General features: G+C 54.4%; 23 protein-coding genes and 3 tRNA genes. 14 read left to right on the top strand and 12 right to left on the bottom strand.

What is annotated here, in order from left to right:
• Window positions 1-6 precede the first annotated feature (6 nt).
• From lysA to H6G13_RS24615, 3 genes are all read left to right on the top strand, one after another.
• Window positions 7-1,398, top strand: coding sequence for a diaminopimelate decarboxylase (gene lysA / locus H6G13_RS24625; RefSeq protein WP_190487863.1), 1,392 nt, complete (start codon window positions 7-9; stop codon window positions 1,396-1,398).
• 168 nt (window positions 1,399-1,566) lie between these two features.
• Window positions 1,567-2,487 carry a diadenylate cyclase CdaA gene (cdaA, locus tag H6G13_RS24620; RefSeq protein WP_190487861.1) on the top strand — a complete coding sequence of 307 codons (921 nt, stop codon included), beginning with the start codon at window positions 1,567-1,569 and terminating at the stop codon, window positions 2,485-2,487.
• Window positions 2,484-3,239 (top strand): isoprenyl transferase, encoded by a 756-nt coding sequence (locus tag H6G13_RS24615; protein ID WP_190487859.1) that lies wholly within the window; start codon window positions 2,484-2,486, stop codon window positions 3,237-3,239. The genes cdaA and H6G13_RS24615 overlap by 4 nt, the downstream gene beginning before the upstream one ends.
• A 129-nt stretch (window positions 3,240-3,368) precedes the next feature.
• Here the strand turns inward: H6G13_RS24615 and H6G13_RS24610 are convergent, their stop codons facing one another.
• The 4 genes from H6G13_RS24610 to H6G13_RS24595 form a co-directional block, all read right to left on the bottom strand.
• Window positions 3,369-5,369, bottom strand: a complete 2,001-nt coding sequence (locus H6G13_RS24610; RefSeq protein WP_190487857.1) for a sensor domain-containing diguanylate cyclase — start codon at window positions 5,367-5,369, stop codon at window positions 3,369-3,371.
• 239 nt (window positions 5,370-5,608) lie between these two features.
• Window positions 5,609-6,184: a hypothetical protein gene (locus H6G13_RS24605; RefSeq protein ID WP_190487855.1), complete on the bottom strand. Its 576-nt coding sequence runs from the start codon at window positions 6,182-6,184 to the stop codon at window positions 5,609-5,611.
• A gap of 181 nt (window positions 6,185-6,365) precedes the next feature.
• Window positions 6,366-7,325 carry a M48 family metalloprotease gene (locus H6G13_RS24600; protein ID WP_190487853.1) on the bottom strand — a complete coding sequence of 320 codons (960 nt, stop codon included), beginning with the start codon at window positions 7,323-7,325 and terminating at the stop codon, window positions 6,366-6,368.
• 160 nt (window positions 7,326-7,485) lie between these two features.
• On the bottom strand, window positions 7,486-8,328 hold the full coding sequence (locus tag H6G13_RS24595; RefSeq protein ID WP_190487851.1) for a M48 family metalloprotease: 843 nt from the start codon (window positions 8,326-8,328) through the stop codon (window positions 7,486-7,488).
• Window positions 8,329-8,515: 187 nt separating this feature from the next.
• Here H6G13_RS24595 and H6G13_RS24590 point away from each other — a divergent pair, with 187 nt between their 5' ends.
• On the top strand, window positions 8,516-8,971 hold the full coding sequence (locus H6G13_RS24590; RefSeq protein ID WP_190487850.1) for a cupin domain-containing protein: 456 nt from the start codon (window positions 8,516-8,518) through the stop codon (window positions 8,969-8,971).
• 126 nt (window positions 8,972-9,097) lie between these two features.
• Window positions 9,098-9,775: a hypothetical protein gene (locus H6G13_RS24585; protein ID WP_190487848.1), complete on the top strand. Its 678-nt coding sequence runs from the start codon at window positions 9,098-9,100 to the stop codon at window positions 9,773-9,775.
• Window positions 9,776-9,876: 101 nt separating this feature from the next.
• On the opposite strand, the gene pth is transcribed toward H6G13_RS24585, so the two are convergent.
• The 3 genes from pth to psbH form a co-directional block, all read right to left on the bottom strand.
• The gene (pth, locus tag H6G13_RS24580; RefSeq protein WP_190487846.1) at window positions 9,877-10,503 is read right to left on the bottom strand and encodes an aminoacyl-tRNA hydrolase; all 627 of its coding nucleotides are present in this window, start codon (window positions 10,501-10,503) and stop codon (window positions 9,877-9,879) included.
• Window positions 10,504-10,584: 81 nt separating this feature from the next.
• Entirely contained in the window at window positions 10,585-10,929 is a 345-nt protein-coding gene (locus H6G13_RS24575; RefSeq protein ID WP_190487844.1) for a TatA/E family twin arginine-targeting protein translocase, read from the bottom strand.
• 210 nt (window positions 10,930-11,139) lie between these two features.
• Complete coding sequence (psbH, locus tag H6G13_RS24570; RefSeq protein WP_190487842.1) at window positions 11,140-11,343, bottom strand: photosystem II reaction center protein PsbH; 204 nt, start codon at window positions 11,341-11,343, stop codon at window positions 11,140-11,142.
• Between the two features lie 75 nt (window positions 11,344-11,418).
• On the opposite strand from psbH, the gene psbN reads away from it, so the two are divergent.
• From psbN to H6G13_RS24535, 7 genes are all read left to right on the top strand, one after another.
• A complete protein-coding gene (gene psbN / locus H6G13_RS24565; protein ID WP_190487840.1) occupies window positions 11,419-11,550 on the top strand; it encodes a photosystem II reaction center protein PsbN in 132 nt (43 codons plus the stop codon).
• Window positions 11,551-11,787: 237 nt separating this feature from the next.
• Window positions 11,788-12,042: a 30S ribosomal protein S16 gene (rpsP, locus tag H6G13_RS24560; protein WP_190487838.1), complete on the top strand. Its 255-nt coding sequence runs from the start codon at window positions 11,788-11,790 to the stop codon at window positions 12,040-12,042.
• A gap of 56 nt (window positions 12,043-12,098) precedes the next feature.
• The gene (locus tag H6G13_RS24555) at window positions 12,099-12,449 is read left to right on the top strand and encodes a KH domain-containing protein (RefSeq protein WP_190487836.1); all 351 of its coding nucleotides are present in this window, start codon (window positions 12,099-12,101) and stop codon (window positions 12,447-12,449) included.
• Between the two features lie 57 nt (window positions 12,450-12,506).
• The gene (locus tag H6G13_RS24550) at window positions 12,507-13,466 is read left to right on the top strand and encodes a PhoH family protein (protein WP_190487834.1); all 960 of its coding nucleotides are present in this window, start codon (window positions 12,507-12,509) and stop codon (window positions 13,464-13,466) included.
• 177 nt (window positions 13,467-13,643) lie between these two features.
• A tRNA-Tyr gene (locus tag H6G13_RS24545) sits at window positions 13,644-13,725 on the top strand.
• Between the two features lie 10 nt (window positions 13,726-13,735).
• A tRNA-Thr gene (locus tag H6G13_RS24540) sits at window positions 13,736-13,807 on the top strand.
• Between the two features lie 371 nt (window positions 13,808-14,178).
• Window positions 14,179-15,270: a glycosyltransferase family 4 protein gene (locus H6G13_RS24535; protein ID WP_199306673.1), complete on the top strand. Its 1,092-nt coding sequence runs from the start codon at window positions 14,179-14,181 to the stop codon at window positions 15,268-15,270.
• 242 nt (window positions 15,271-15,512) lie between these two features.
• Here the strand turns inward: H6G13_RS24535 and H6G13_RS24530 are convergent, their stop codons facing one another.
• From H6G13_RS24530 to H6G13_RS24520, 3 genes are all read right to left on the bottom strand, one after another.
• Window positions 15,513-15,746 carry a hypothetical protein gene (locus H6G13_RS24530; RefSeq protein WP_190487832.1) on the bottom strand — a complete coding sequence of 78 codons (234 nt, stop codon included), beginning with the start codon at window positions 15,744-15,746 and terminating at the stop codon, window positions 15,513-15,515.
• 523 nt (window positions 15,747-16,269) lie between these two features.
• Window positions 16,270-16,731, bottom strand: a complete 462-nt coding sequence (locus tag H6G13_RS24525; protein ID WP_190488325.1) for a YbhB/YbcL family Raf kinase inhibitor-like protein — start codon at window positions 16,729-16,731, stop codon at window positions 16,270-16,272.
• Window positions 16,732-16,755: 24 nt separating this feature from the next.
• Window positions 16,756-17,889 carry a Gfo/Idh/MocA family oxidoreductase gene (locus H6G13_RS24520; protein WP_190487830.1) on the bottom strand — a complete coding sequence of 378 codons (1,134 nt, stop codon included), beginning with the start codon at window positions 17,887-17,889 and terminating at the stop codon, window positions 16,756-16,758.
• A 97-nt stretch (window positions 17,890-17,986) separates the two neighbouring features.
• Here H6G13_RS24520 and H6G13_RS29270 point away from each other — a divergent pair, with 97 nt between their 5' ends.
• Complete coding sequence (locus tag H6G13_RS29270) at window positions 17,987-18,109, top strand: hypothetical protein (protein ID WP_277882548.1); 123 nt, start codon at window positions 17,987-17,989, stop codon at window positions 18,107-18,109.
• Between the two features lie 82 nt (window positions 18,110-18,191).
• A tRNA-Ser gene (locus H6G13_RS24515) sits at window positions 18,192-18,281 on the top strand.
• Between the two features lie 14 nt (window positions 18,282-18,295).
• Here H6G13_RS24515 and H6G13_RS24510 read toward each other — a convergent pair.
• Window positions 18,296-19,831, bottom strand: a complete 1,536-nt coding sequence (locus H6G13_RS24510; protein WP_190487828.1) for an HlyD family efflux transporter periplasmic adaptor subunit — start codon at window positions 19,829-19,831, stop codon at window positions 18,296-18,298.
• 12 nt (window positions 19,832-19,843) lie between these two features.
• A complete protein-coding gene (locus H6G13_RS24505; protein ID WP_190487826.1) occupies window positions 19,844-22,825 on the bottom strand; it encodes a peptidase domain-containing ABC transporter in 2,982 nt (993 codons plus the stop codon).
• Window positions 22,826-22,910 lie beyond the last annotated feature (85 nt).

Here is a 22,910-nt window from a genome sequence, read left to right as displayed (position 1 = left end):
GTTCTGATGGTTTCTACTTTCCCGGCAGATGTGCAAAATTCCAGCCGTCAATACTTGAGCGGCGCTGACTCTACAAGCTCTCCAAACCAGTCTCTGCTTCCCCTCACGGCCCAGGCCAATGCGAAAGACCACCTAGAGGTGGGGGGCTGCGATGTGGTGGATCTGGTGCAGCGCTTTGGTTCACCGCTCTATGTTCTAGACGAGCACAGTCTGAGAACGGCTTGCCGGCAGTATCGTGAGGCGTTTGCCCGGTACTATTCTGGCGAGGCGCTGGTGCTCTATGCTTCAAAAGCCTGGAACTGCTTGGCGGTGTGTGCGATCGCAGCCTCTGAGGGCCTAGGAATTGATGTTGTCTCTGCTGGAGAACTCTATACGGCCCTACAGGCCGGGGTGCCTGCCAACCAGATTTACTTCCACGGCAACAACAAATCCACCGAAGAACTGCAGATGGCGGTCGATGCCCGCTGTCGCATCGTGGTAGATAACTGGTTTGAGCTACGGACTCTGGCTGATCTTGTAGCGGCCCAAGCAGATCCCATTGAGATCCTGCTGCGGCTGACGCCGGGAATTGAGTGCCACACACACGAATACATTCGCACCGGCCACCTAGACAGCAAATTTGGCTTTGATCCCGACCAGGTTGAGGCCGTTTTTGAGTTTCTGAGTCAGCAGCCTGGCCTAGCCTGCCTCGGCATCCATGCTCATATCGGCTCTCAAATTTTTGAGCTAAATCCCCACACTGACCTGGGAGACGTCATGGTGCAGTGGCTGGTCAAAGCCCAGCAATACGGCCTGTCTTTAAGTGAGCTAGATGTTGGCGGTGGCTTAGGCATTCGCTACACCGAGTCGGACGATCCCCCCAGCATCGATACGTGGGTCAAGACTGTTTGTGAAGGCGTAATTGCAGCCTGTCAGGCGCATCAGCTGCCTCTGCCCAAGCTGCTCTGTGAGCCAGGGCGCTCCTTGATCGGTTCGGCCTGCGTAACTGCTTACACGGTGGGCAGCCAAAAGCACATTCCAGGGCTGCGCACCTATGTTTCGGTGGATGGGGGTATGTCTGACAACCCTCGGCCCATTACCTACCAGTCGGTCTACCGGGCTTTGGCCGCTAGCCGCATGTCGGCCCCACTCAGTGAAACGCTAACGCTGGCCGGAAAACACTGCGAATCGGGCGACATTCTGATCAAAGACGCTCAATTACCTGCCCTGGAAACTGGGGAAGTAGTCGTGATCCCTGCGACAGGTGCCTACAATTACAGCATGGCGTCAAACTACAATCGTGTCCCCCGTCCGGCGGCGGTGCTGGTTAATGCCGGAGAGGCCCATTTGATTATTCAGCGGGAAACTCTCCAGGATCTGCTGCGGCAGGACTGCTTACCAGAAACCTTAAAGCCTTAGTTAGGCTCTAGCTAGGGGAACCTGTTCAACCGGGCTCCCCTGGGTCTGATGCCCCTCAAGGTGCCGGTAAGGGACTCAGCTGACTGGGCTGATGTAGACGTTGCCAATTGCAATCCGCTGTGATGTTGGCAAGATGGGCTGTTTTTGGGCACCAGAAGATAGATTTTCATGAATTTCTGGGAGCAATGGCTGGCAAACCTCGATAGGGTTCGGTTTTTCCTGCTTCCAGCCCTAGATATTGGCCTCGTGCTGTTACTGACCTACATGGTGCTGGTCATTATTGGCGAGCGTCGAACTTTGTGGATGGTGCGCGGCCTGATCTTTCTGATGTTGGCGGCCGCCCTCAGCAAGGCTATTGGGCTGCAGCTATTGGGCTTTGTGCTGGATAAGCTGGTGGTCGGATCGGCAGTGGCGATGGCCTTTATGCTGCAGGGAGAGTTTCGGCGGCTGCTGGAGCAGATTGGGCAAGGTCGCCTCTGGCAGCTGCTAAATCCGCCGCGTGAAGCGCCGCCTCAGCCGGACAGCGTAATTGATGAGATTGTGGATGCGGTCAAAGAGCTGTCCCAGAACCGCACGGGAGCGCTGCTCATTTTAGAAACAGACAAGCCGATTGATGAACGGGACTTTTCGGTACCGGGGGTGCGCCTCAATTCAGAAGTGTCTCGAGAACTGCTGCAGACTATTTTTCAAACCACTACCTTGCTCCACGATGGCGCTGTCTTGATTCGGGGATCGCGGGTTATGGCGGCAGGCGTGATTTTGCCGATCTCGGAACGATCGGCTTCACGTCAGCTAGGCACTCGGCACCGGGCGGCGATGGGAATTACAGAACGGGTAGAGCATTGTATCTGTGTTGTGGTATCAGAAGAGACGGGCTCTATTTCGCTGGCAGAACGGGGAATGTTAAACCGGCCCCTAACTAGCAGCCGGTTAAGGGAAATTCTGCGGGCTAAATTTTCAATGGCTGTGGAGCGTGAGGCTGTGGCCCCGACGCTCCGAAGTCTGGGGAGGCGATTGGGCCTTCAGGGACTGTCTGTATTGAAACGCCTGTTTCGCCTGCCGTCGTCGGCTTCTCGGGAGAAGAAATGACCGCCAAGCCTACTGTTCACTATGAGCTGCCTGCTGACTTAAGTCGGGAGCGCCTGCCTAAGCATGTTGCTGTCATCATGGACGGCAATGGTCGCTGGGCTAAGCGCCGGGGGCTGCCTCGGATTATGGGTCACCGTCGGGGTGTAGACACGCTTAAAAAACTGCTGCGCTGCTGCCGTGACTGGGGTATCGAGGCCCTGACCGCCTACGCCTTTTCTACCGAGAACTGGGGCCGCCCGCTGGAAGAGGTCGATTTTTTGATGACGCTGTTTGAGCGGGTGCTGCGGCAAGAGCTAGCAGAAATGATGACAGAGGATGTCCGCATTCGCTTTGTGGGCAACCTGACGGCGTTGCCGGAGTCCTTGCAGGCAGAGATCGACTATGCCGTGACCCAAACCAAGGAAAATTCGGGGATCAGCTTTACGATCGCAACAAATTACGGGGGGCGACAGGAGATTGTGCAGGCCTGCCGTGCGATCGCAACCCAGATCCAGCAAGGCCACCTGGCCCCCGAAGACATTACTGAAGATCTTTTTTCTCAACATCTCTATACAGCCGACATCTGTGATCCCGACCTGCTGATCCGCACCAGCGGAGAACTGCGAATTAGCAATTTTCTGCTGTGGCAGCTAGCTTATGCCGAGATCTACGTCACCGAAACCCTCTGGCCAGACTTTGATGCCTCCGAGTTTCACCAGGCCGTGTATGCCTACCAGCAGCGTGATCGCCGGTTTGGGAAGGTGAAGTCGTAGGTGGGGTAGATGGGTGAAGGGTGAAGGGTGTATGGGTGTGAGAAGGGCTTCGGTTTCCATAGAGGGCTGCCTCCCTTGATCCGCTACTGAGTACCTCTACTTTGAGGCCTCGGCTTTAAAGCTTCTGCTTTAGGGTGAGATGGGTGGGGCCACGCTGTAGCGATTGCGGCCCTCGGCTTTGGCCTGGTAAAGGGCCTGATCGGCAGCTTCAATCAGGATCTGTGGGGCGGTGGCGACGGGGGGCATAGCCGCGACAGCAATGCCAAAGCTGAGGGTAATCTGGGCCTGTACTGGAGAGGCTGCATGGGGAATTTGCAGGCGGGCTAGACGGCGACGAATCGCTTGGGCAATTTTTAGGGCACCCGATTGATGCGTATTGGGCAGAACAACGGCAAACTCTTCTCCCCCATACCGGGCAGCCAAGTCACTGGGGCGCTTGATCGCCTGGCTGATGGCTTGGGCAATTTGGGTCAGGCAGGCGTCGCCCGCAGAGTGTCCGTAGGTGTCGTTATAGAGCTTGAAATAGTCGACATCGCAAAGAATTAGGGCAATAGGGGCCTGCTCGCGGGCTAGCCGCTGCCACTCCCGCCGCAGGTATTCATCAAAGCGGCGACGGTTGGCGAGCTGGGTGAGAGAGTCGGTGGTGGAGATTTGCTCTAGTTCTTGATTGGCCTGCTGTAGCCGCTGGTAAAGCTCTGACTGCTGAATTGCGATCGCAAGCTGGTTAGCAATCTGCTGGAGCAGCTCGGCCTCAGCCGGTTGCCACTGGCGATAGTCGCTGCAGGCATGAACAATCAGCAGGCCCCAAACCAGATGAGACTCGTCTCTACGGCTCTGAACGATGGGAGCGACGACCTTTGACTTAACTTCTAGAGCATGGAGAAATTCCACCATGCAGGCTCCCCGGCCATCGGTATAAATATCTGGCACAATGCGCGGCTGGCTCTGCCGGTAGAACTCATACCAGTCTTCTGGGAGGCATTCCTGGGGCCACTGCTGCGGCTCAATGGGTGAGAAGGGCGGCAGCACCGCCGCTTGGATCACCTCTCCTAAGCCATCGGTAAGCCTTACAATCAAGACCCGGTCGGCCTGCAGAGTCTGCTGCACCTCGGTAACAGTGGTTGCCAAGACTTGAGTCAGATCTAGCGACTCGCGCAGACGAATTGTAATGCGGCGCAGCAGCTCTTCCTGATCGGCCCGCTGCCGCAGGGCGGCTTCGACCCACTTGCGCTGGCTGATATCGATAATGACACCGTCCCAGGTAATGCTCCCGTTGGGAGCGACCTCTCCGTGAGCCCGCCCCTCTAGCCACTTCAAAACGCCGGAAGGCGTGATAATGCGCCATTCCCATGTCCAAAGCCGGGGCTGATCGAGCTCAATGCTACGCTGAATTGACTCTTGTAGCCCAAGCCGATCCTCGGGGTGAACCTGCTGCCAAACCGTCGAGGGGACTTGCTTGATGTCTTCAGCCGTGGCTTCCCAAAGATCAACACTGTTGGCGCTGATGTAGGTAAATTCTTCCTGCCCGTCTGGATGCTGGAGATATCGGTAAATCACGCCAGGCAAACTGTCTGCAATATTGCGGAACTGCTGCCGCAGCTCTACCTGGCTAACGGCTGATCCTAGCTGCAGAGCGACCTGCCGCACTAGCTCGATCTCCACAGACTGCCACGGCCTAGGACTGCGGCAGTGATGAACGATCAGCAGCGCCCACAAGCTGTCTTCCGCCAAAACGGGCACGACTAGGTTAGCCTGCACCTGCACCCGGATTAGGAGTTCTCGATGACAAGCCAGGAGGGCACTATTTTGCACATCGGGGATGACGCAAATTCGGCCCTGCCGATAGTGCTCAACCCATCCAGCAGCAAAGCAGGGATCGTAGATCAGCTGCCCTAGCAGGGGTTGCCATTCTGGCCCTACTGACTCTACGGCGATTACCGCATCGCCCTCGGGCAGAAAACGGTAGACCAGTACCCGATCGGTTTGCAACAAGTCTCTAACAGCATCAGCCGTATTCTGGAGCAGAGCCTCCAGATCTAACGCAGGTTTGATGCGGCTTGCGATCGCACCCACCAACTCCAAAACCTGTTCAGGGGTAATCAAAGCCAGGGAAAATGAGTCAAAAGACATTGCCTACCGCCTGCCGAGGTGAAATGCCCTACATCAAGGAGTTTTAGGGTACTGGGTCGAATTAACAAAGAGTGGGCCAAAACCAGACTCCTCACTTTATTAACTTACGGTAAAGCAAATCCCTCCCGCCTAGGAATTACTCCAGGTAGCCTAGAAATTTGGCACAACACGTGAAAGGGCTCTCATATGAGAGCCCTAAGAATCTAAATTACTGGGTTAGTGCCCCTAAGTTGAATGTCCTAGAAGCTTTTGGGCATGCCTGCTGCGGTTTGAGCACCGGCCGAACCGTAGATATTCCAGTCGCGAATGCCGTAGTTGCTAAGAACAGATTGAGCATTGCGCATGTCCTGCTCGGTTCCTTCGACCAAAATCAGGTAGTCGCCATGCTGAGTCACCCGATCGTTGTAGTAATTTGCCTGATCTTCGGGCACACCCCAGCCAACCAGAGCGCCGATCAGACCACCACCAGCAGCACCAATACCGCCGCCTAGCAGCGTGTTAGCTAAGATGATCCCGACTTCAGCAGCAGGCCCGATTCCAGGAATGGCCAATACACCCAGGCTGCCAATTAAGCCCATGAGTCCACCGGTAGCGGCCCCTGCAGTGGCTCCGGCTCCAGCCCCGCCTGCGATCTGATCGCTCTTATCTGCATTAGGGCCGTTGTGGGAGCCATTGCCGCCCTCGGTGCGGGATACGACAGAAATCTTGTCCATGTTAAAACCAGCATCTCTTAGCTGGTGTAGGGCGATTTCTGCGTCGCGATGGGATGAAAACAAGCCAACCGCGTGCTGATATTGATAATTTCCAGTAGCCATACTGTATTATCTCCAAAAAGATTACAACAGTAGAAGGGCTACAAAACTTGAACTTAAACTAAAAGCGTTTTGCAGCGTCAATCTGTATCTATAGTGCCAAAACAACGTACTTTAGCCTTCCCCCGATCGAGGGAATATCTTCTCCGTTTAAAGGTAGGCATTGAGATAGACCGCAAACGGCTCAAAACGATTGACCGCTTCTAACCAAAGGCAGCATTCTTTGCTGGTACTCGATTAAATTCAAGCCCAGATAAGGGGTTCCTGCTGTTGGCTGAATCTGCCTTCTTAAAGCCGTGATGCGATTTTGCTGACTTGAAGAGTCAGACAAAAATTCGGAAGATCCGGGGGCCTCTACCAGCTGCTCAAGCAAAGTGATAAAGGCCGTCTGAGGGTATCCAGCGTTTCTCAAAATGCTGAGCCCAAAGCGATCAGCTTCAGACTCAAACTCGCGGCTGCGGGGCTGGCTAACTGCTATCTGATAACCAATATCAGCTAAGGCACTTGAGTCAACACTGGCAGCTTCAGCAGTACCTTGGTCTACGGCCCAGCGCTTCAATGTTTGAATGTTGTGCCGTTGATTAACGTGAGCAATTTCGTGAGATAAGACGGCAGCTAGTTGAGCTTCATTTTCGAGGGTCTGCAGCAGACCCGTCGTGACATAGATAAAGCCCCCTGGTATCGAGAAAGCATCAATGCGATCGCTTTCTAAAACTTGAAAGGTGTAGGGAATCTCACGGGGGTGGCTGACTGCAACTAGGTCCTGTCCTACCCGATCAACGTATTGGTTAACTACGCTTTCCTCATAGCGGGAATATGGGTAAGTCAACAGCCTCTGATTGATTTGCTGCCCGATCTCAACCTCCTCCTGATCAAAGATGTCTCCTACCTGCACATAGCGCACAACATTGTGCAAGACAGCAGTAATGCTGGGGCTAAGGCCGTCACTATCAGCAGGGGCAGCTTGAGAGTCAGCCTCTACTGGCAGGGTCAGGGCTGCGGCAGGTAGAACGGTTCCTAAAATGCCTAGACAAAGACCGCTTGCGATCGCACAAAGAACCGATCTTTGAGGTGTTCGCTGACCAGCACCACAGCCTGCCTGCTGCTTTGCTGGCCAAAATAGATGATTGCTGACCCAAACCATATTTCCCCCTTCCTGACGAACCGCTATTTTCAGAATGCTGAAACAGCCAAGGAAGAGGTATCTAGCGCTTGAGGGATATAGTCAGTCCTCGAAGGTGCAGTCTTTTTGCTGAGGAGGCATTATCTAGGAGCAGGCTACCTGAAACGCTGTCCAAATAGACCTATAGAGACCGAATCAGCGGCCAAATGTGAGCTTCGTAATCTAGCTGATTCAGACCGTCCCCTATCTCCGGATGTGCCACCGATGCCAGCAGATGAGCCAGTTGCTCGACTCGGCGCTCCAGAAAAGGATGGAGGCTGGCCAGCTCTGCAGCAGATCTCTCGTCTGCGATAATTTTGCGTAGGATGGTCACCACGCCAGATTGGGCGTACCCTGCTTGATCTAGACATTGAAAACCAAGTTTGTCGGCATCATACTCATCGAGTAAGCTGCGCGATAGCCGTCTCAATCGGCTCCCAGCATCGACGATCGTTTGGCGCTTTTCGGATTGGCTTTGGGCCAGCGCTTGGGCCGTTAGCTCCTGCCAGAGCTGGTGGACTCCGTGTCGCCCGACTATGTGGCCGATCTCATGGGCCAGCACAAAGGCTAGTTCCGCTTCGTTTTCAGCCGCACGAATCAGCCCTAAATTGATGTAAACAAAGCCGCCTACAGTGGCAAAGGCGTTAATGCCTTCGTCTTCCAAAACTTGAAACGTATAGGGCATGGCCCGCCCGTCACAAGCGGCGGCCAAACGCTGCCCCACCCCAACGACAAAGTCTGAAAGGTTGGAGCTACCAGTGTAGAAGGCCAATCCTTCCTGCTTTATCTGGGCATCGATCACCTGGCCCAGAATTACCTCATCAGCCAGGGAAAGACGAGTTAGCTGGTAGGCTTCGATCTGATCTTCTGAAAAAAAACGGTCCACCTCCGCCGAAGCCGCAATCGAAGATAGGAGACCTATGCCGATAGCCACCCAAATCGCGAGAAAACGGTAACGCCAGCTCCGCCAAAATCGCTGCAGCATATCTAGAACGCCTGATCAGAGCGCTGATGCCGTCTAGTATGCCAGCTTCCGCCGTACTGAGCTGTCGCAATCTAGACTATTCAGACGTTTAAGGCATTGCCCTCAGCAGTTATTTAAGCTGCCGATAGATCCTCTTTAGCGAAGCAGCTAAATTACTTCTACTCCGTTTTCTCAAGCAGGACCCGTCATGATTATCGACCTACAGGCCGTTCCCCAGCACACCGGCACCGTTTACCCAGACCCGTTTAAGGCATTGATAGCCGGACGGGTCAAACAGCGGGTGGGAGATGCTGCCGGACTGCGGAACTTCGGCGTTAACCTGGTCACGCTGGCTCCCGGCAGCGCCTCTGCACTGCGCCACTGGCACGAAAAGCAGGACGAATTTGTTTACGTGATTTCGGGCCGTTTAACCCTAGTGACCGATGAGGGCGAACAAATACTAACGGCAGGCGCAATGGCCGGGTTCCCAGCCGATCAAGCCAACGGCCACCAGCTAGTAAACCGTTTCAGCGCCCCAGCCCTGTATTTGGAAATTGGCGATCGCACCCCCAACGACCAGGTCCACTACCCCGATGATGATCTGCAGGCTACCGCCAGCCCGAGTGGTTGGGTGATTACACACAAGGACGGTAGGCCGTATTAGGACAGGAGGACGCGGGACTTGTTATACTCTTTCCCCCCTCCCTGTCTTCCCGCGTTTCCCCCTCTGCGCGTCTCCCCCTGCCCCCTAGCGGTGTAGCGTTAGAGAGGTGAGTACTGCGGATACCGTATGGGACAGTTGCGTGGGATCGGCGTTGTTATAGGGTTGACTTTTCTCTTAGGAGCCTGTGAGGGTTCTCCTAATCCTTCTGATCAGGCTACAGCTCCGTTGGGAGAACCTGAAGCTGCCTTGCCGCCGCCCCCGCCGCCGCAAGGGGCTTTTTTAGCTCAGCTTACGCCTGAGCAGACTAGTCAACTCAATGCTTTGGGAGTGCAAGTTGTCGCCCCTGGCCAGGTGCCGCCCACGTTCTCGGTGGTAGATATTCGAGGTAGGTCTGTTGCTGGCAACGAGTTGGATGAAGGCGCTGCCTATGCCATTGTTTACCGAGACGGCGCTAACCGCTGCTTTGCCATAGAATTTGCGGCCAGCCGCATTGGGGATGTGCCGGTTACTGAGAACCGGTTGCCAATCGATCCGCCCCTGTTTGCTGACCAAAGTTATGGCCTGAATTATGGGCTGTACGAGGATGGGGAGTTGCGATCGCAATTCCCCGACCCCCAGCTTTACACCGACTGGCTTGTGGCCACGTCTGGGGCATACCGCCTGATCGGAGCCAGCTATATCAACAGCACCTTTCCTGACCAGCCTCCCTGCCAGGACATTTCCCCCGAAGAAGCAGTACAGATTGTGGAATCGCTAACCGTGCTGGCTCCAGAAGAGACGGGAGATGGCGAGGCTCCTCAATAAACTACAGGCAGACAGACTGCATGCAACCACACAGCCCATACTTCTGCTGCTGAGAACTGCCCCAATTTTTTCTAAGGGTTTTCCTTTGAGGCTAGCTCTAGCTACACCGTAATCTCGCGCCCGTTATACAGGCTCATCGCCTTTTCGACGCCTTCTTTGAGACTCATCTCAATGGCTTTAGCCGCTTCATACACCACGGCATCCATCTGCTGACGTTCGGTAGGGGAAAATTTGCCCAACACGTGGGAGACTACAGCGCTGTCGCGGTCGCCTGTCTTGTTTGTGCTGCCAATGCCGACGCGCAGACGGGGAAATTCCTGGGTGCTTAGGTGGGCAATCGCCGACTTCATGCCGTTGTGCCCCCCGGCAGAACCAGATAGACGCAGGCGCAGTTTGCCAATGGGCAAATCCATATCGTCGTAAATTACCAGCACTGACTCAGGCGCAATCTTGAACCAGTCAATGACCGAGCGCATGGACTGACCAGAGCGATTCATATAGGTCGAGGGCTTGAGCAGGCTGACCTTAGCATTACCAGGGGCCAAACCATCGCCATACGCTCCCTGAAACCTGCGGTCTTCCTTCAGGGAAATCTGCCACCGCTTCGACAGAGCCTCTAAAATTTCAAAGCCAATATTGTGGCGAGTGCCCGCGTATTTATCACCCGGATTGCCTAGCCCCACAATTAAGCGGGGCACCACCAGATTGGGAACAGGGGTGTCGACCATACTTCGACGAACTGTGAGAATGCTCTAGATACTTACTTGCTAAATGCTCAATCACTAAAGCGGGCCAAACGCCCTGATGAATTAAGCAGTCTGACTGTTTTCAGCCGCTTTTTCATCTTCTATCAGCTCAGCCTCTAGCGCTTCCTCTTTGGCTTCGGCTGGGGCTACTGTGGCTGCGGGCTGGGAGGAGAGGGCTCTGGGCTCAGGCTTTTCCAGAGAGGCTTTCATCGGTTCAGTGACGCCCTTCTGGATTTGCTCGGCTTCTTTCTTAAACTCATCCTCAAATTCCTTAGATGCCTTCTGAAAACCGCGAATTGCTTCGCCCAGGCTGCGACCGATTTCAGGCAGCTTTTTCGGGCCAAACACCAGCAGCGCCAGCACCAAAATCAGCGCCATCTCCGGTAGTCCAATCCCAAAAATATTCATGCGTCTCTCCTGTAATGGTCAAGCTTCGGCAGGTTGCCTGATTTAACGACAGCAGACCGGTGACTTTACCAGTGTAGATCGCCACCTCCCGCTTACACCGGTCTCTAACCAAGTATTAAAAGCCTCGCAAAAAGGCTGCTGGTATCCGCCTACAGCCTGTAAGCCTGATTCCAACAGCCTGAAGTGGCTTATTAAAGGGCAGCTGAGAATTTATCTACCTAGGCTGCGCCAGTCCACATCAAAGCTCTCCAAAACGATGGAGGAGTTGTATAGCTGAAGGATGATCAGCAGGAACACAAAGAACAGGCCGATAAAGACAGCCATCAGGGGGGTGGTGCCCCAACCCGGCGAGACTTTACCGTATTCCGAGTTGAGGGGCTTGAGGATATCGCCCAACCGAGTCCGCTGTGCCATGGGTCTCCCTGTGAAAAGCACTTTAATAATCCGTAATATTATAGGATGTAGGGGATATCCATTCTGAGAAAAAGCATGGAGCCTGCAACAGTTCTTATCATTTCTGTGGGTACGGTCTTAGTTGCTGCCACTGTGATGGCGGTATACACCTCTTTCGGCCCACCCTCGCGTGAATTGGCTGATCCTTATGATGAGCACGAAGACTAGCGTTTAGGGAAAAAGCAGAAGATGGAAGGCAGAGGGCAGAAGGGTTGGATAGCTCACTGCAAGATGCCTTCTTTAGATAGCTTCTAGAGCTAGAGCAGTCAGATTCTCTGGCAGTTTCCTTAGTCTTTGGTGCTAAAATAAAAAACTTGTGGCTAAAGCTGCGGCCAACCTGTTGGGATGCAGCTTATTGTCTTGTCACTCCTTTGCGAACATTAAAGAGTTGCTTGTTACACGTCTATGATTAAGTTGCGCCTGAAGCGGTTTGGGAAAAAGCGGGAAGTTAGCTACCGGATTGTAGCTATGCAAAACAATGCCCGCCGGGACGGTCGGCCCCTAGAAGAGCTGGGTTACTACAACCCCCGCACCGACGAAACTCGTCTGGAAGTGCCCGCTATCATTAAGTGGTTGAATAACGGTGCTCAGCCGACTAAGACTGTGCAGCACATCCTTCAAAAAGCCAACGTCTTCGAGCAGATCAAGACTGAGTCCTGATCACCTGTCTAGTCAACCGTCTGATCAACCTGCCCCCTCATTAGATTGCAAGTGCGATGAGTAGCCCGGATTTTGTTGGGCTTGTCCGGTTCTTGATAGGCCCTTTCCTAGAGTCGCCAGAAGCGCTCAGTCTTGACTGTGAGCTGATCCCAAACCGCTCTAAGGTTTGGATTCGGGTTGCCTTTAAGGAGGAGGATCGGGGCCGCGTGTTTGGGCGGGGCGGACGCAATATTCAAGCCATCCGAACGGTGGTGGAAGCAACGGCAAAGCTGGTGGACTGGTCTGCCCATCTTGACGTGTATGGGGAACCTGAACACCACGCAACAGGCGAGCATGAAGGCAATGGTCGGCCTTCTCGTTCTCCTGACCGGAGCCCTCCTCCCCGTCCTCGTGGGCGGCAGCGATAATTGAGTGCTTGACCGGCGGTTGAGCTATTAGCCTTGCCGTTCAGCAAGGCGTCTAATATGTCACATCTTTTGCGGATTGAGATGCCCAGTACGGAAAGCGCGATCGCACTTTCCGGCCATCAAGACGAAAACTTCAAACTCCTTGCCCGTCAGACTGGAGCCAATTTGGCCCTGCGGGGCAAGGAGTTAGTCATTTCTGGCACCGAAAACGGTGCTGAGCTAGCCCGTCGCATTGTCGGGGCCTTGGAGCCGCTGTGGGGCCAGGGCCAGATCGTGACTAGCGCCGACATCATGACGGTTCGCCATGCCCTCGATACGAACCAGCTCGATGAACTGCAGGACATCCAGCAGAGCGTTGTCGTGCGCACGCGGCGGGGCGAGATCATTCGGGCTAAAACGTTCCGGCAGCGGCAGTATATTAAGGCGTTGCGATCGCAAGACCTAATCTTCTGCTCTGGCCCAGCGGGCACTGGCAAGACCTTTTTGGCGGCGATGGTGGGGGCTCAGGCGCTCCTAAACAACGAGTATGAGCGGTTGATTTTAACCCGTCCTGCCGTTGAAGCGGGGGAACGGCTGGGCTTTTTGCCCGGCGACCTGCAGCAGAAGGTCAACCCCTATCTGCGCCCCCTCTACGATGCCCTCCATGAGGTGATCGACCCTGAGAAGATCCCCAATCTAATGGAGCGCGGCGTGATTGAGGTAGCCCCCTTAGCCTATATGCGAGGCCGCACCCTCAGCAATGCTTTTGTCATCCTGGATGAGGCGCAAAACACCACTCCAGCCCAGATGAAAATGGTGCTGACCCGATTGGGCTTCCAGTCGCGCATGGTGGTCACAGGCGACACCACCCAAACCGACCTACCGTTCAACCAATCCTCAGGGCTCGACGTGGCTCAAAAGATTCTCAACAACGTCGAGGGAATTTCCTTCTGCAAGCTCAGTCAGGCCGATGTAGTCCGCCATCCGCTAGTGCAGCGGATTGTGGCGGCCTATGAGAAGTTTGAGGGGAATGGGTAGACAGGTGGAGGGGAAGCGGGTGGAGAGGGATGGAGAATGGTCTGAGCCTGTTCTTTCCCTCACTCATCCACTCATCCATCCCTTTTATGTGCTGGATTCAAAAAAAATCCAATTTTCTTTTTGTGATGTCAAAAACAAAGTGCATCCTGTGCTACGATTACTAATCGTGGACGGAGTGGGTCGGTGCCCGAGCGGTTAATGGGGGCGGACTGTAAATCCGCTGGCTACGCCTACGCTGGTTCAAATCCAGCCCGGCCCATCCACGCAACGCCCGTGTGGCTCAGTGGTAGAGCACACCCTTGGTAAGGGTGAGGTCACGAGTTCAATCCTCGTCACGGGCTCTTAAAAAGCGAAGACCCTTTCTCATTGAGAAGGGGTCTTCGCTTTCTTTAAGGGTATTCGCCTAGCGCCATCAGGTTTTGCCTGGGAACCCTTCTGGATAGGTCTGCCGTTGCTGGCTCAAGCGGCGGAACCTCTGAAGTGCACTGTACGCAGAGCACTAGAGCGAGGGAAAAGAACCGGTATTGATGGATGAGTCGACGAATTAGGGTGTACAGGCTGTCTAATTCAGCTTGCGGAGTTAACTCACAACCTACTGCCGTCGTATGAAGGTAAATCTTTATCTACTAGAAGCTCACTTTATCGAGCCTAAAAACTCTACTAGTTTGTAAAGTTTATGATTTTTATATGAGAAGTCGCATCTAGTAAATAGTTGCTAATAAAAATTAATGTTATAAGCAGAAAAAGCATGACTTGTTATATTGCCGTTAGGAATCAGCAAGATTTTGACAAAATTTGCGAGGAATCGGAGCTAGGAAAGCGCCCAAGGACAGATTTGTGTGTAATCAGGCAAAAGATGGGGGCTTCCATTCCGAGCGCGCCTTTTAAAGCGCCTAGTTTTCAAGACAAATTTTTATCTTTAACAGCGGGTAGCCCTGAAGACTGGAGGTTTGCCCGAAATCTCTTATCTCAGCTTGATGAGAACGATGTCATTTACTGTCCCGGAGAGGATATCGGTATTCCAATGGCTGCTTTCTTCGCAGCCAAGCAGAACCGCCCTCGCATCGTAACTTTTGCCCACAATATTGACCGTCCTAGAGGCCGTCTCTCGCTTAAGTTGCTGCGAGTTCTTCAGGCTACGGATTTGTTTCTGGTTTGCTCTCTCTACCAGAAGGATTTCTTGTGCAAGTACCTAAATCTGCCTGAATCTCGCGTTCGCTTCATTTGGGATAAGGTCGATCTTAACTTTTTTACCCCTGGAGCCCCTACTGCTGATAAAAAGCGGCCTTTAATCACTAGCGTAGGTTTGGAGAACCGAGACTACCGGCTTATCGCTGCTGCAACTGAAGATATGGATGTTGATGTTCGGATCAGTGGTTTCTCTAAATACGCACAGCAGTTGCAACGTGCTTTTCCTGATGTGTTGCCGGCTAATATGACTCGTCAATTTTATCCCTGGCATGAATTGGTTCAGCTTTACCGAGATGCAGACATTGTCGTTGTCAGCACCTTTGAAAGCAAATATGCCTCTGGGGTGTCGTCTCTTTTAGAAGCGATGGCTTGCAGGCGGCCCATCATTGCCACTGAAACTGAAGGGTTGGCCGCCTACCTTGATCCAGAAATAGTGCTAACTGTTAAGCCTGGGGATGTAGATGGATTAAAGAAAGCGATTACCTACCTGCTAAATCATCCAGAAGAAGCGAGCAGGCGCGCAGAACTGGGTTACCAAGTAGCTAAAGCCCGGAACTCTATTGATACTTTCACAGATCAAGTCGTGGCTTGCTTGCGGCAGCCTAAACCCTAAACAGTGGGGTCTTTACTCGACAGCTCCACCTCCTGTATTTCTACTATTGCGCTGCCTCCTGTTGTTGGGATGTAATTGGTAGTTGCGATCGCACCCCTCAAAAAACACCTGGAGCAGAGAATAGCGAAATTTGAGGCGGCGGAGCCTTTGGGGTGCATTCCAATCGGAGCATTGGAGCGACAAAAACCCCTTCCAAAGGATTTCGGAAGAGGCTCTAGCTTTTTAAGTTAAGTTTTGGAAGGCTAATTTGAAGCTGGCTTAGAAGCGCTTCTTCTAATTAGAACGCTGATATATTCTCCAGTGGTGCCTATGGGTTGTGGGTCACTCCAGAATTTTTTGTCAGCGTACTTAACTGTGGCTAGAAAATCTTGAGTGCTGAGGATTGCCTCATAATCACCCATCAGGATGTGCTTGATCTTTTCTTGATTGCCAGAAGGAATTGCCCGGAGGATGTCCAGGTTTAATGAAGTCGTCATGTTTTACCTACCTTGCGGTGTTGAAGGAAAACAAGGCTTAGCTGCTAGCGCCCCTTCGGTAGGCAAAAGAGACGCTGGCCCTTAAAATTGAGCCTAGCGTGTCAGCTTACCGGTGATAAGTTGGGACGTTAGGGGGGATTGAGTACTCGCAATACTCTTTCCTCCCGCTAGGCTCGTAAGCCTTGCAATTACCCAAAGTATCAGAACCGCTTAGGAACTTCAACCATAGAGATTGAATTAATAAGGGTTGGCAACAATTTTAGAATTGGTTGATCTAATGAGTTTTGGTGCTTTCGAATTCTTAAGGCAAAGCTGCTCCACCATTCCCCGCTTGGAAAGGGACAGGAAAGATCAAAACTCGTCCCATGAGGAATTTGAAACCGCGATAAATGTTAGGCCAGTAGGGTTTGCGATCGCAACGCGCAACGCACCAAGTCTCACCAAAAATTACTCTTATTAGCAAGTCGGTACGTTGCACCGAGGCGACAACGCACCCTACTGGGCTGGGGAAGGATTTACGGCCCTAAAACTCGGCTTTGCCGTAGCGGCCCATCAGCTCTACCGAAGAGAGCACGTGACCTTCCATCGCCTGCTTTAGGTCTTCCTTGGTCGCTCCAGAAGGCAAATCGACCGGCTGATCGAGGGCATGGAGCTTGAAAAAGTAGCGGTGAGTGCCCTCTGGAGGGCAGGGGCCGCCAAAGCCCAAGTTGCCAAAGTCATTTTTGCCCTGCTTGATGCCGTCTGGCAGCCTGTCGTGGTTGCCCCACCCCTCTGGCAGTTCCCGTAGGTGGTCGGGCAAGTTGTAGACCAGCCAGTGGGTAAAGTGGCCATCGGGCGCGTCGTGGTCGTTGACGATCAGGGCAAAGCTCTGGGTGCCTTCGGGTGGGCTGTCCCAGGTGAGGGGCGGCGAGAGGTCGTCGCCATCGCAGGTGTATTTGAACGGAATATAGCCCCCCGTTGAAAATTCGGGGCTGTGCAAGTGCATTGCCATAGGTTTAAACTCAACCGTTTATTGACCGCCAGGGCTGGCGGCGTGGATCAGGTCGGGGGAGCCTTGAGAGGGTGGCCGCTTGATGGCCTGTTGGGAAGTGGGCCGTTCGCTTCTGCCGCTATGTTCAATCTGCACCGGCACACCCTGATCAATCGACCGATACAGCGCTCGAATGATGCGCACGTCGATCAGTCCTTCCGCACCAGAGGGTTCTGGAGCCTTGTCTTGCAGAATGCAGTCTGAGAAATAGGTAAACTCAGCCGCTAGCTGGTCGTGGTCAGAAAAGCTCTTTTCCTGCTGCTCGCCGCCTACGGTTAGGTAATGCTTAATCTCGCCCTGCCAGCTGTAAGCCTGGTCCAGGCGCAGATCGCCTTCGGTGCCCACGACTTGATAAGTAGACGTAGAGGCAGCCCCAAAGCTGACGGTGAAGCTAGCCAACCGCTCATTCGGGAACCGCATAATCGCACTGGCCATCTCCTCTACTTCAGAGAAGCGAGGTTCTTCTTTGCTGGCAGCCGCTGCAAAGACCTCTATTGGCTCATCCTGGAACAGGTAGCGAGCCGCATTAATGCAGTAGATGCCGATATCGTCTAGCGTGCCGCCGCCTGTGGCCTGTCGCATGCGAATATTGCCGGCTTCCACCTGTTGAGAAAACATCGAGTTAAAGACGCGCGGTTCGCCAATCTGGCCCGACTGCACAACTTCCACCGCAGCCAAGTTGGCAGGCTCTAGGTGTAGTCGGTAGGCGATCATCAGCTTCACCCCGTTGCTGTCGCAAGCACGAATCATCTGCTCACACTCGTCTTCAGTGACGGCCATCGGCTTTTCGCACAGCACATGAATAGACTGATTGGCTGCCCGCACTGTGTATTCGCAGTGTAGGTGGTTGGGCAGAGCGATATAAACAGCATCAATTTCGCCGCTGGTGAGGCAGTCTTCATACTCTTCGTAAGAGTAGGTGTGCTGGATGCCGTAGTGCTGGCTCAGTTCTTTGAGCTTGGTGGGGTCGTCGGAAACGAGGGCGACCAGTTCTGAGTTTTCAGCATTGACAAAGGCGGGCAAAGCGGCTTCCTGGGCAAACCAGCCCAGGCCAACAACGGCGTAGCGGATCTTGCGACCGTTGTTTTGAGAGGAGGGTTGAACGGCAGTCATAGGGGTTCTCTCTTGCTAGCTTTTCTGGCTATGGGGCCTGCTTGCAGGATAGAAACTTGAACGGGCGACACCCTCCTGCTAATGGAGGAGCAGGGCTTTGTTTGGTAGAACCTCTCTAGGGAATAGTAAGGCGATCTACGGCGCGATTCTCAGCTACATTGCCTGCAAGCGCAGCGAGGCGCTGGACTTTGAGCCTGCGATCGCAACCTCCCGCCGCTAGCCAAATCAGCCCCTGAAATATTTAAAGCCCCAAATAGTGGTTTAGCAGGGCTAGACCCTGCTAAACTAACTAAAGCCTTTCTGGAAGCGTGGCTGAGAGGTTGAAAGCGCCTCCCTGCTAAGGAGGTAGGGGAGTAAACCTCCCCTCGAGGGTTCAAATCCCTCCGCTTCCGTTTTTACCCTACTTTTAACCGCCTGACTGCAGACTGTCGATCTTCCGAACGAACAGGTCAGTCACGATGGAAATCACCGAGCGCTTGCGCGTCCGGATGTTGGCACTGATGGACATGCCTGACTGCAGCTGTAGGGCATCGCCCTCAGGCGCAAGCGCCTGCCGCTCTAGCTCAACCTCGACCGGAAAGCGATAGAAGGGGTGTACCTGATCTGGGGGCAGCGCGTCGGAGGCGATCTTAACCACAGTGCCTTTGACGTCGCCATACTCACTGTAGGGGAAGGAGTCTATCCTGACATCAACGGGCATGCCGGTATGGATAAAGCCAATGTCGCGGTTGGTGATAAAGACCCGCGCTACCAGCGAATCTCCGGGCACGATCTCTAGAATTGGCTCGGTAGAGTTGGCCACATACCCGGCTTTATTGGCCTTGAGGTTAAACACGGTGCCACTCACCGGGGCCCGCAGCTCCTGGTAGAGCAGGGTTTGCTCTAGCTGAGCGATCTGGCTGCTGACTTCCTGCAGCTGCTTTTCATTCTCCAGCGCTGTTTTAGTCAGCTGGCTTTCGATGTTGGCAATCTGGGTCGTGTTTTGGGCGATCTTGGCTTGGATATCCTCTTGAGAGGTCACCAAAGTGTTGTAAGCCTTCTCTTCGGCCTGGACGATGGCTAGGTCGATCCGCTGCTCCTCTTCCACCAAGCGATTGACTTCGCTCTGGCGGTTGTTGACCTCCTGCTCTTGCTGCAGGTAGGGAATTTGTGCGATCGCACCCTTGGCGTAGAGTGGCTGAATTCGCACCAAAATGTCCTGCTGCACCTGGAGGGCCTGGCGAGCGTTAGCCAGCTGCTCTCTAACCTGGGTGAGCTGGCGCTCTAGCTGGTCTACTTCTAGCTGGGCAATGCTGAGCCGAGAGTTGAGGCCATCTAGGGAAGTACTCAACCGCTGCTGCTCATCCGGTGAGAGAGAGGCTCCTGTGTAGTCGCCGCCGAGCTGAGCTCGGTAAAGCGCGTTTTCGGCTAAGAGAGCAGCCCGATTACCTGTGAGCTGGGCAATGCCGGGAGAGAGGTCAGCTGGCATCGGTGCCCCCGGATTGTTGGACTGCTGGGCCCGGTAGTAGGCGTTTTCCTCCAGCAGCTTGTTGCGGATCTGCTGCAGAGAGGCTAGCTGCGCCTGGGTCGTCTGCGGGTCGAGGCTAACCAAAACCTGTCCCGCCTCAACGGCCTGTCCTTCGCTCACGTGAACTGCCTGGATCACTCCGCCGACGGGAGCCTGTACTGGCTGCACAATGCCTTCGGGTTCTAGCTTGCCCTGGGCCGGTACTGCCTGCTCAATCTGAGCCACGCAGGCCCAGCCCAAAGTCGCTGCCGTAACGCCCATGATGCCCCAGACTACCGCCCTAGACCAGTGGGGTGACTGGCGCAAAATAACGGGCTTATCAAAGGTTTCTTGACCCCGAGAAGGCTGGCTGTTAATGACGAGATCGCCATTAGCACTGCCATTCTTCTGACCATTCGCAGACGCATCGGGGCGAGCGCCATTAATTCGAATCATGCCGAAAAGTCCTCAAAGCGCACTGGATTGTTGCTGATAGAGACAGTAGTAGCGGCCCTGGAGCGCCATCAGTTCAGCGTGGGTGCCCTGCTCTACGGCAGAACCTTGGTCCATCACCAGAATGACATCGGCCTGCTGAATTGTGTTGAGCCGGTGAGTAATCAGGAATACTGTACGGCCCTGGGCCCATCGCTTCAGATTCATCGAAACCTGGTGCTCGGTATCGTAGTCGAGGGCACTGGTAGCCTCGTCTAGAATCAGCAGGCGAGGGTTTTGCAGAATGGTACGGGCAATGGCAATCCGCTGCCGCTGACCCCCCGATAGGCTCGACCCTCGTTCACCAACGCGGGTGTTGTAGCCCAAAGGCAAATCCATAATGAAGTCGTGGGCACAGGCAGTGGTGGCCGCTTCGATAATGCTCTCAGCATTAGCATCGGGGTTGGTCAGGGCAATGTTTTCCTGAATGGTGCCGTCAAACAGTAGGCTGTCCTGAGGCACAATGCCGATCTGGCGGCGCAGGGAGTAAAGCTCGACCTTGCTGATGTCGTAGTTGTCGATCAAAATCCGGCCCGAGTCGGGTTCGTAGAGCCGGGGCAGCAGCTTCATCAAAGTACTCTTACCCGAACCACTCTGGCCCACTACCCCGACAAACTGGCCGTGGGCAAACTCCAGGTTAATATTGACCAGCTGCAGCGGCCCAGAGGCGGCGAAGCGGAAGGCGATATTTTCATATCTGACGTTCCCCCTAACTTCTGGCATGGGAATCTGGTTTTGGTCGGCTTCGTCGGCCTCTTGGGGGTGGTCGATAATGTCGCTAAGGCGCTCCAGAGACAGGGCCGTCTCCTGGAAGTTTTGCCAGAGCTGAGCTAAGCGCAAAACGGGCGCAGTCACGTAACCAGCAATGATGCGGAAGGCAATTAGCTGGCCTAGGCTCAGCTCGCCCTGCAGCACCAGATACGCTCCCACCCACAGCACTAGCAGCCCTGAGATCTTGTTGAGGAAGTTGCTAGCCGACCCGGCCGTGGTAGAGGTCAGCACCGTGTTAAATCCGGCACTGACGTACTGGGCGTAGCGCTCCTGCCACTTCCAGCGGGTCTTAAGCTCGATATTTTGGGCCTTAACGGTTTGAATGCCGGAGAGCGATTCCACCAGCAGGGACTGGGTTTCGGCGTTGCGCTCGGCTTTGACACGGAGCTGCTGGCGCACAATCGGCGCAACCAGTACAGTCAGCAGCACAAACAGCGGAATGGTGGACAGGGCAACCAGGGTGAGCACCCAGCTGTAGATAAACATAACCACGATGTAGAGCACGGAGAAAACCGCATCTAGCACCACGGTTAGGGCCGTGCCGGTGAGAAACTGGCGAATGTTTTCCAGCTCGTTGATGCGGCTGGAGAGCTCGCCCACCGGGCGCTTGTCGAAGTAGCGCAGGGGCAGCCGCAGCAGGTGGTCGATGATGGCAGAGCCTAGGGCCATGTCGATCCGGTTGGTGGTATCGACAAACAGGTACGTTCGTAGGCTGGTAAGAATGGCTTCAAAGATCGCCACAATTACTAGGAAAATGCCCAGCACCTGCAGCGTGTCGATGCTGTTTTGAGAGATCACCTTGTCGATGATCACCTGCACCATTAGGGGATTGACCAGGCCAAAGAGCTGCACAAAGAAAGAGGCGATCAGTACCTCGGCCAGCACCCAGCGGTACTGCTTTAGCGAGGGCAGAAACCACTGCAGGCCAAAGCGCTGTTTGGGCGTTTCTTTGGTGGCCTCTAACAGCAGCACTTCGCCGCCGTTGTCCCAAGCATCTTCAAAGCTGGCCGGAGTGCGGCGAATCAGGCCGACTTCCGGATCGCCCAGGATAAAGGTTTTCTCAGAGGTTTCGTAGATAACCGCAAAGCTTTCTTGCCAGCGAATTAGAGCTGGCGTTCTGAGGCGCTTGAAGGCGCTGGTCGGAACTTTGACCAGCTGAGTTCGCAGGCCCACCATTTCAGCCATCGATCCGCAGAGGGGCAAAGACAGTTGCCCAGTGCGGTCCTTTTGGTTGACTAGAATGCGCCGAATCACGTCTCGCCGGAAGGGCATTTTGTAGAACTGGCTGAGCATGTCGAAGCAGGCCAGGGCTCCATCTACCTCACCGCGCCCCTTAGCAAAGGGATATTTGCGGCTGGTATCGCCTTTGGGATCGCTGTCTTTGAGCGTGCCTTCCGGCAACTCGTCGGGGGCATAGGGAATGGCTGCGGGATCTAGCCGTAAGCCGTTGCTTATTGGGCTGGGCGTAGGTGCAACCTGCAATGTCTGGCTCAGGGCTTCTTGGCTCAGGCCGACCAGCCTGGCTCCCTGGGGGCTGAGAACATCTAAGGTATTCTGGCCGGACTGGAGTGCGATCGCACTGCCGCCGAGCACATTCAGCACGTTGCCGCCGCTGAGAATCCAGGTGAGGCGCGGATCGAGGTGATTGAGGCTGCTCTTGCCGTAGGGCAGGGTGACTACGGTGCCCTCTTCACAGACAATATGGGCCTTGGCCTTAAGATTGCCAGCATCAAAGGCTTGGTCTTGGGAGTGCTGGCTGACCAAGTCAAAGGCTTCGATTAGGTGAATGCGATCGCAGATTGCCCGCCCAAACTCAGGATAGTCCTTGAGAAACTGTAGGAAAGTGTAAGCTGGCAGCGTCAGCGCCAAAACTTCTGTCGAAGCAATCACCGTCTCGCAGGAGTTGCCTCGAATCAGGCTGGCAACGCCTAGGAGTTCGCCCCGCCCCAGACGCTGCAGCGTAATCGGCTTTTGGTCGCGGGGGTCGTAGCCCAGCAGGCGGGCATGCCCCTCCAGCAGTAAAATTACCTGCTGAGAGAGCACTTCTCGACGCAATATGGGCTGGCCAATTCGATATTTATAGGGCTGCGCCGTTTGCAACAGTTGGTTGACCGCAGCTTCAGGCAGCCGATCAAAGGGGGGCAATGATGCAACAGTTTGTTGCAGGGGAAGGGGCGTTTGAGTCATCTGTGATGCTCTTATTACGAGAGGGTCACCTAGGGGGGCTATTCAGGGTCCATACTCGGTAGAAACACTGCCGAAAGCAGGGCTC

Source organism: Pseudanabaena sp. FACHB-2040 (assembly GCF_014696715.1).
Taxonomy (GTDB): Bacteria; Cyanobacteriota; Cyanobacteriia; order Phormidesmidales; family Phormidesmidaceae; genus JACVSF01.
This window is presented reverse-complemented; position numbering and strand designations above follow the sequence as displayed.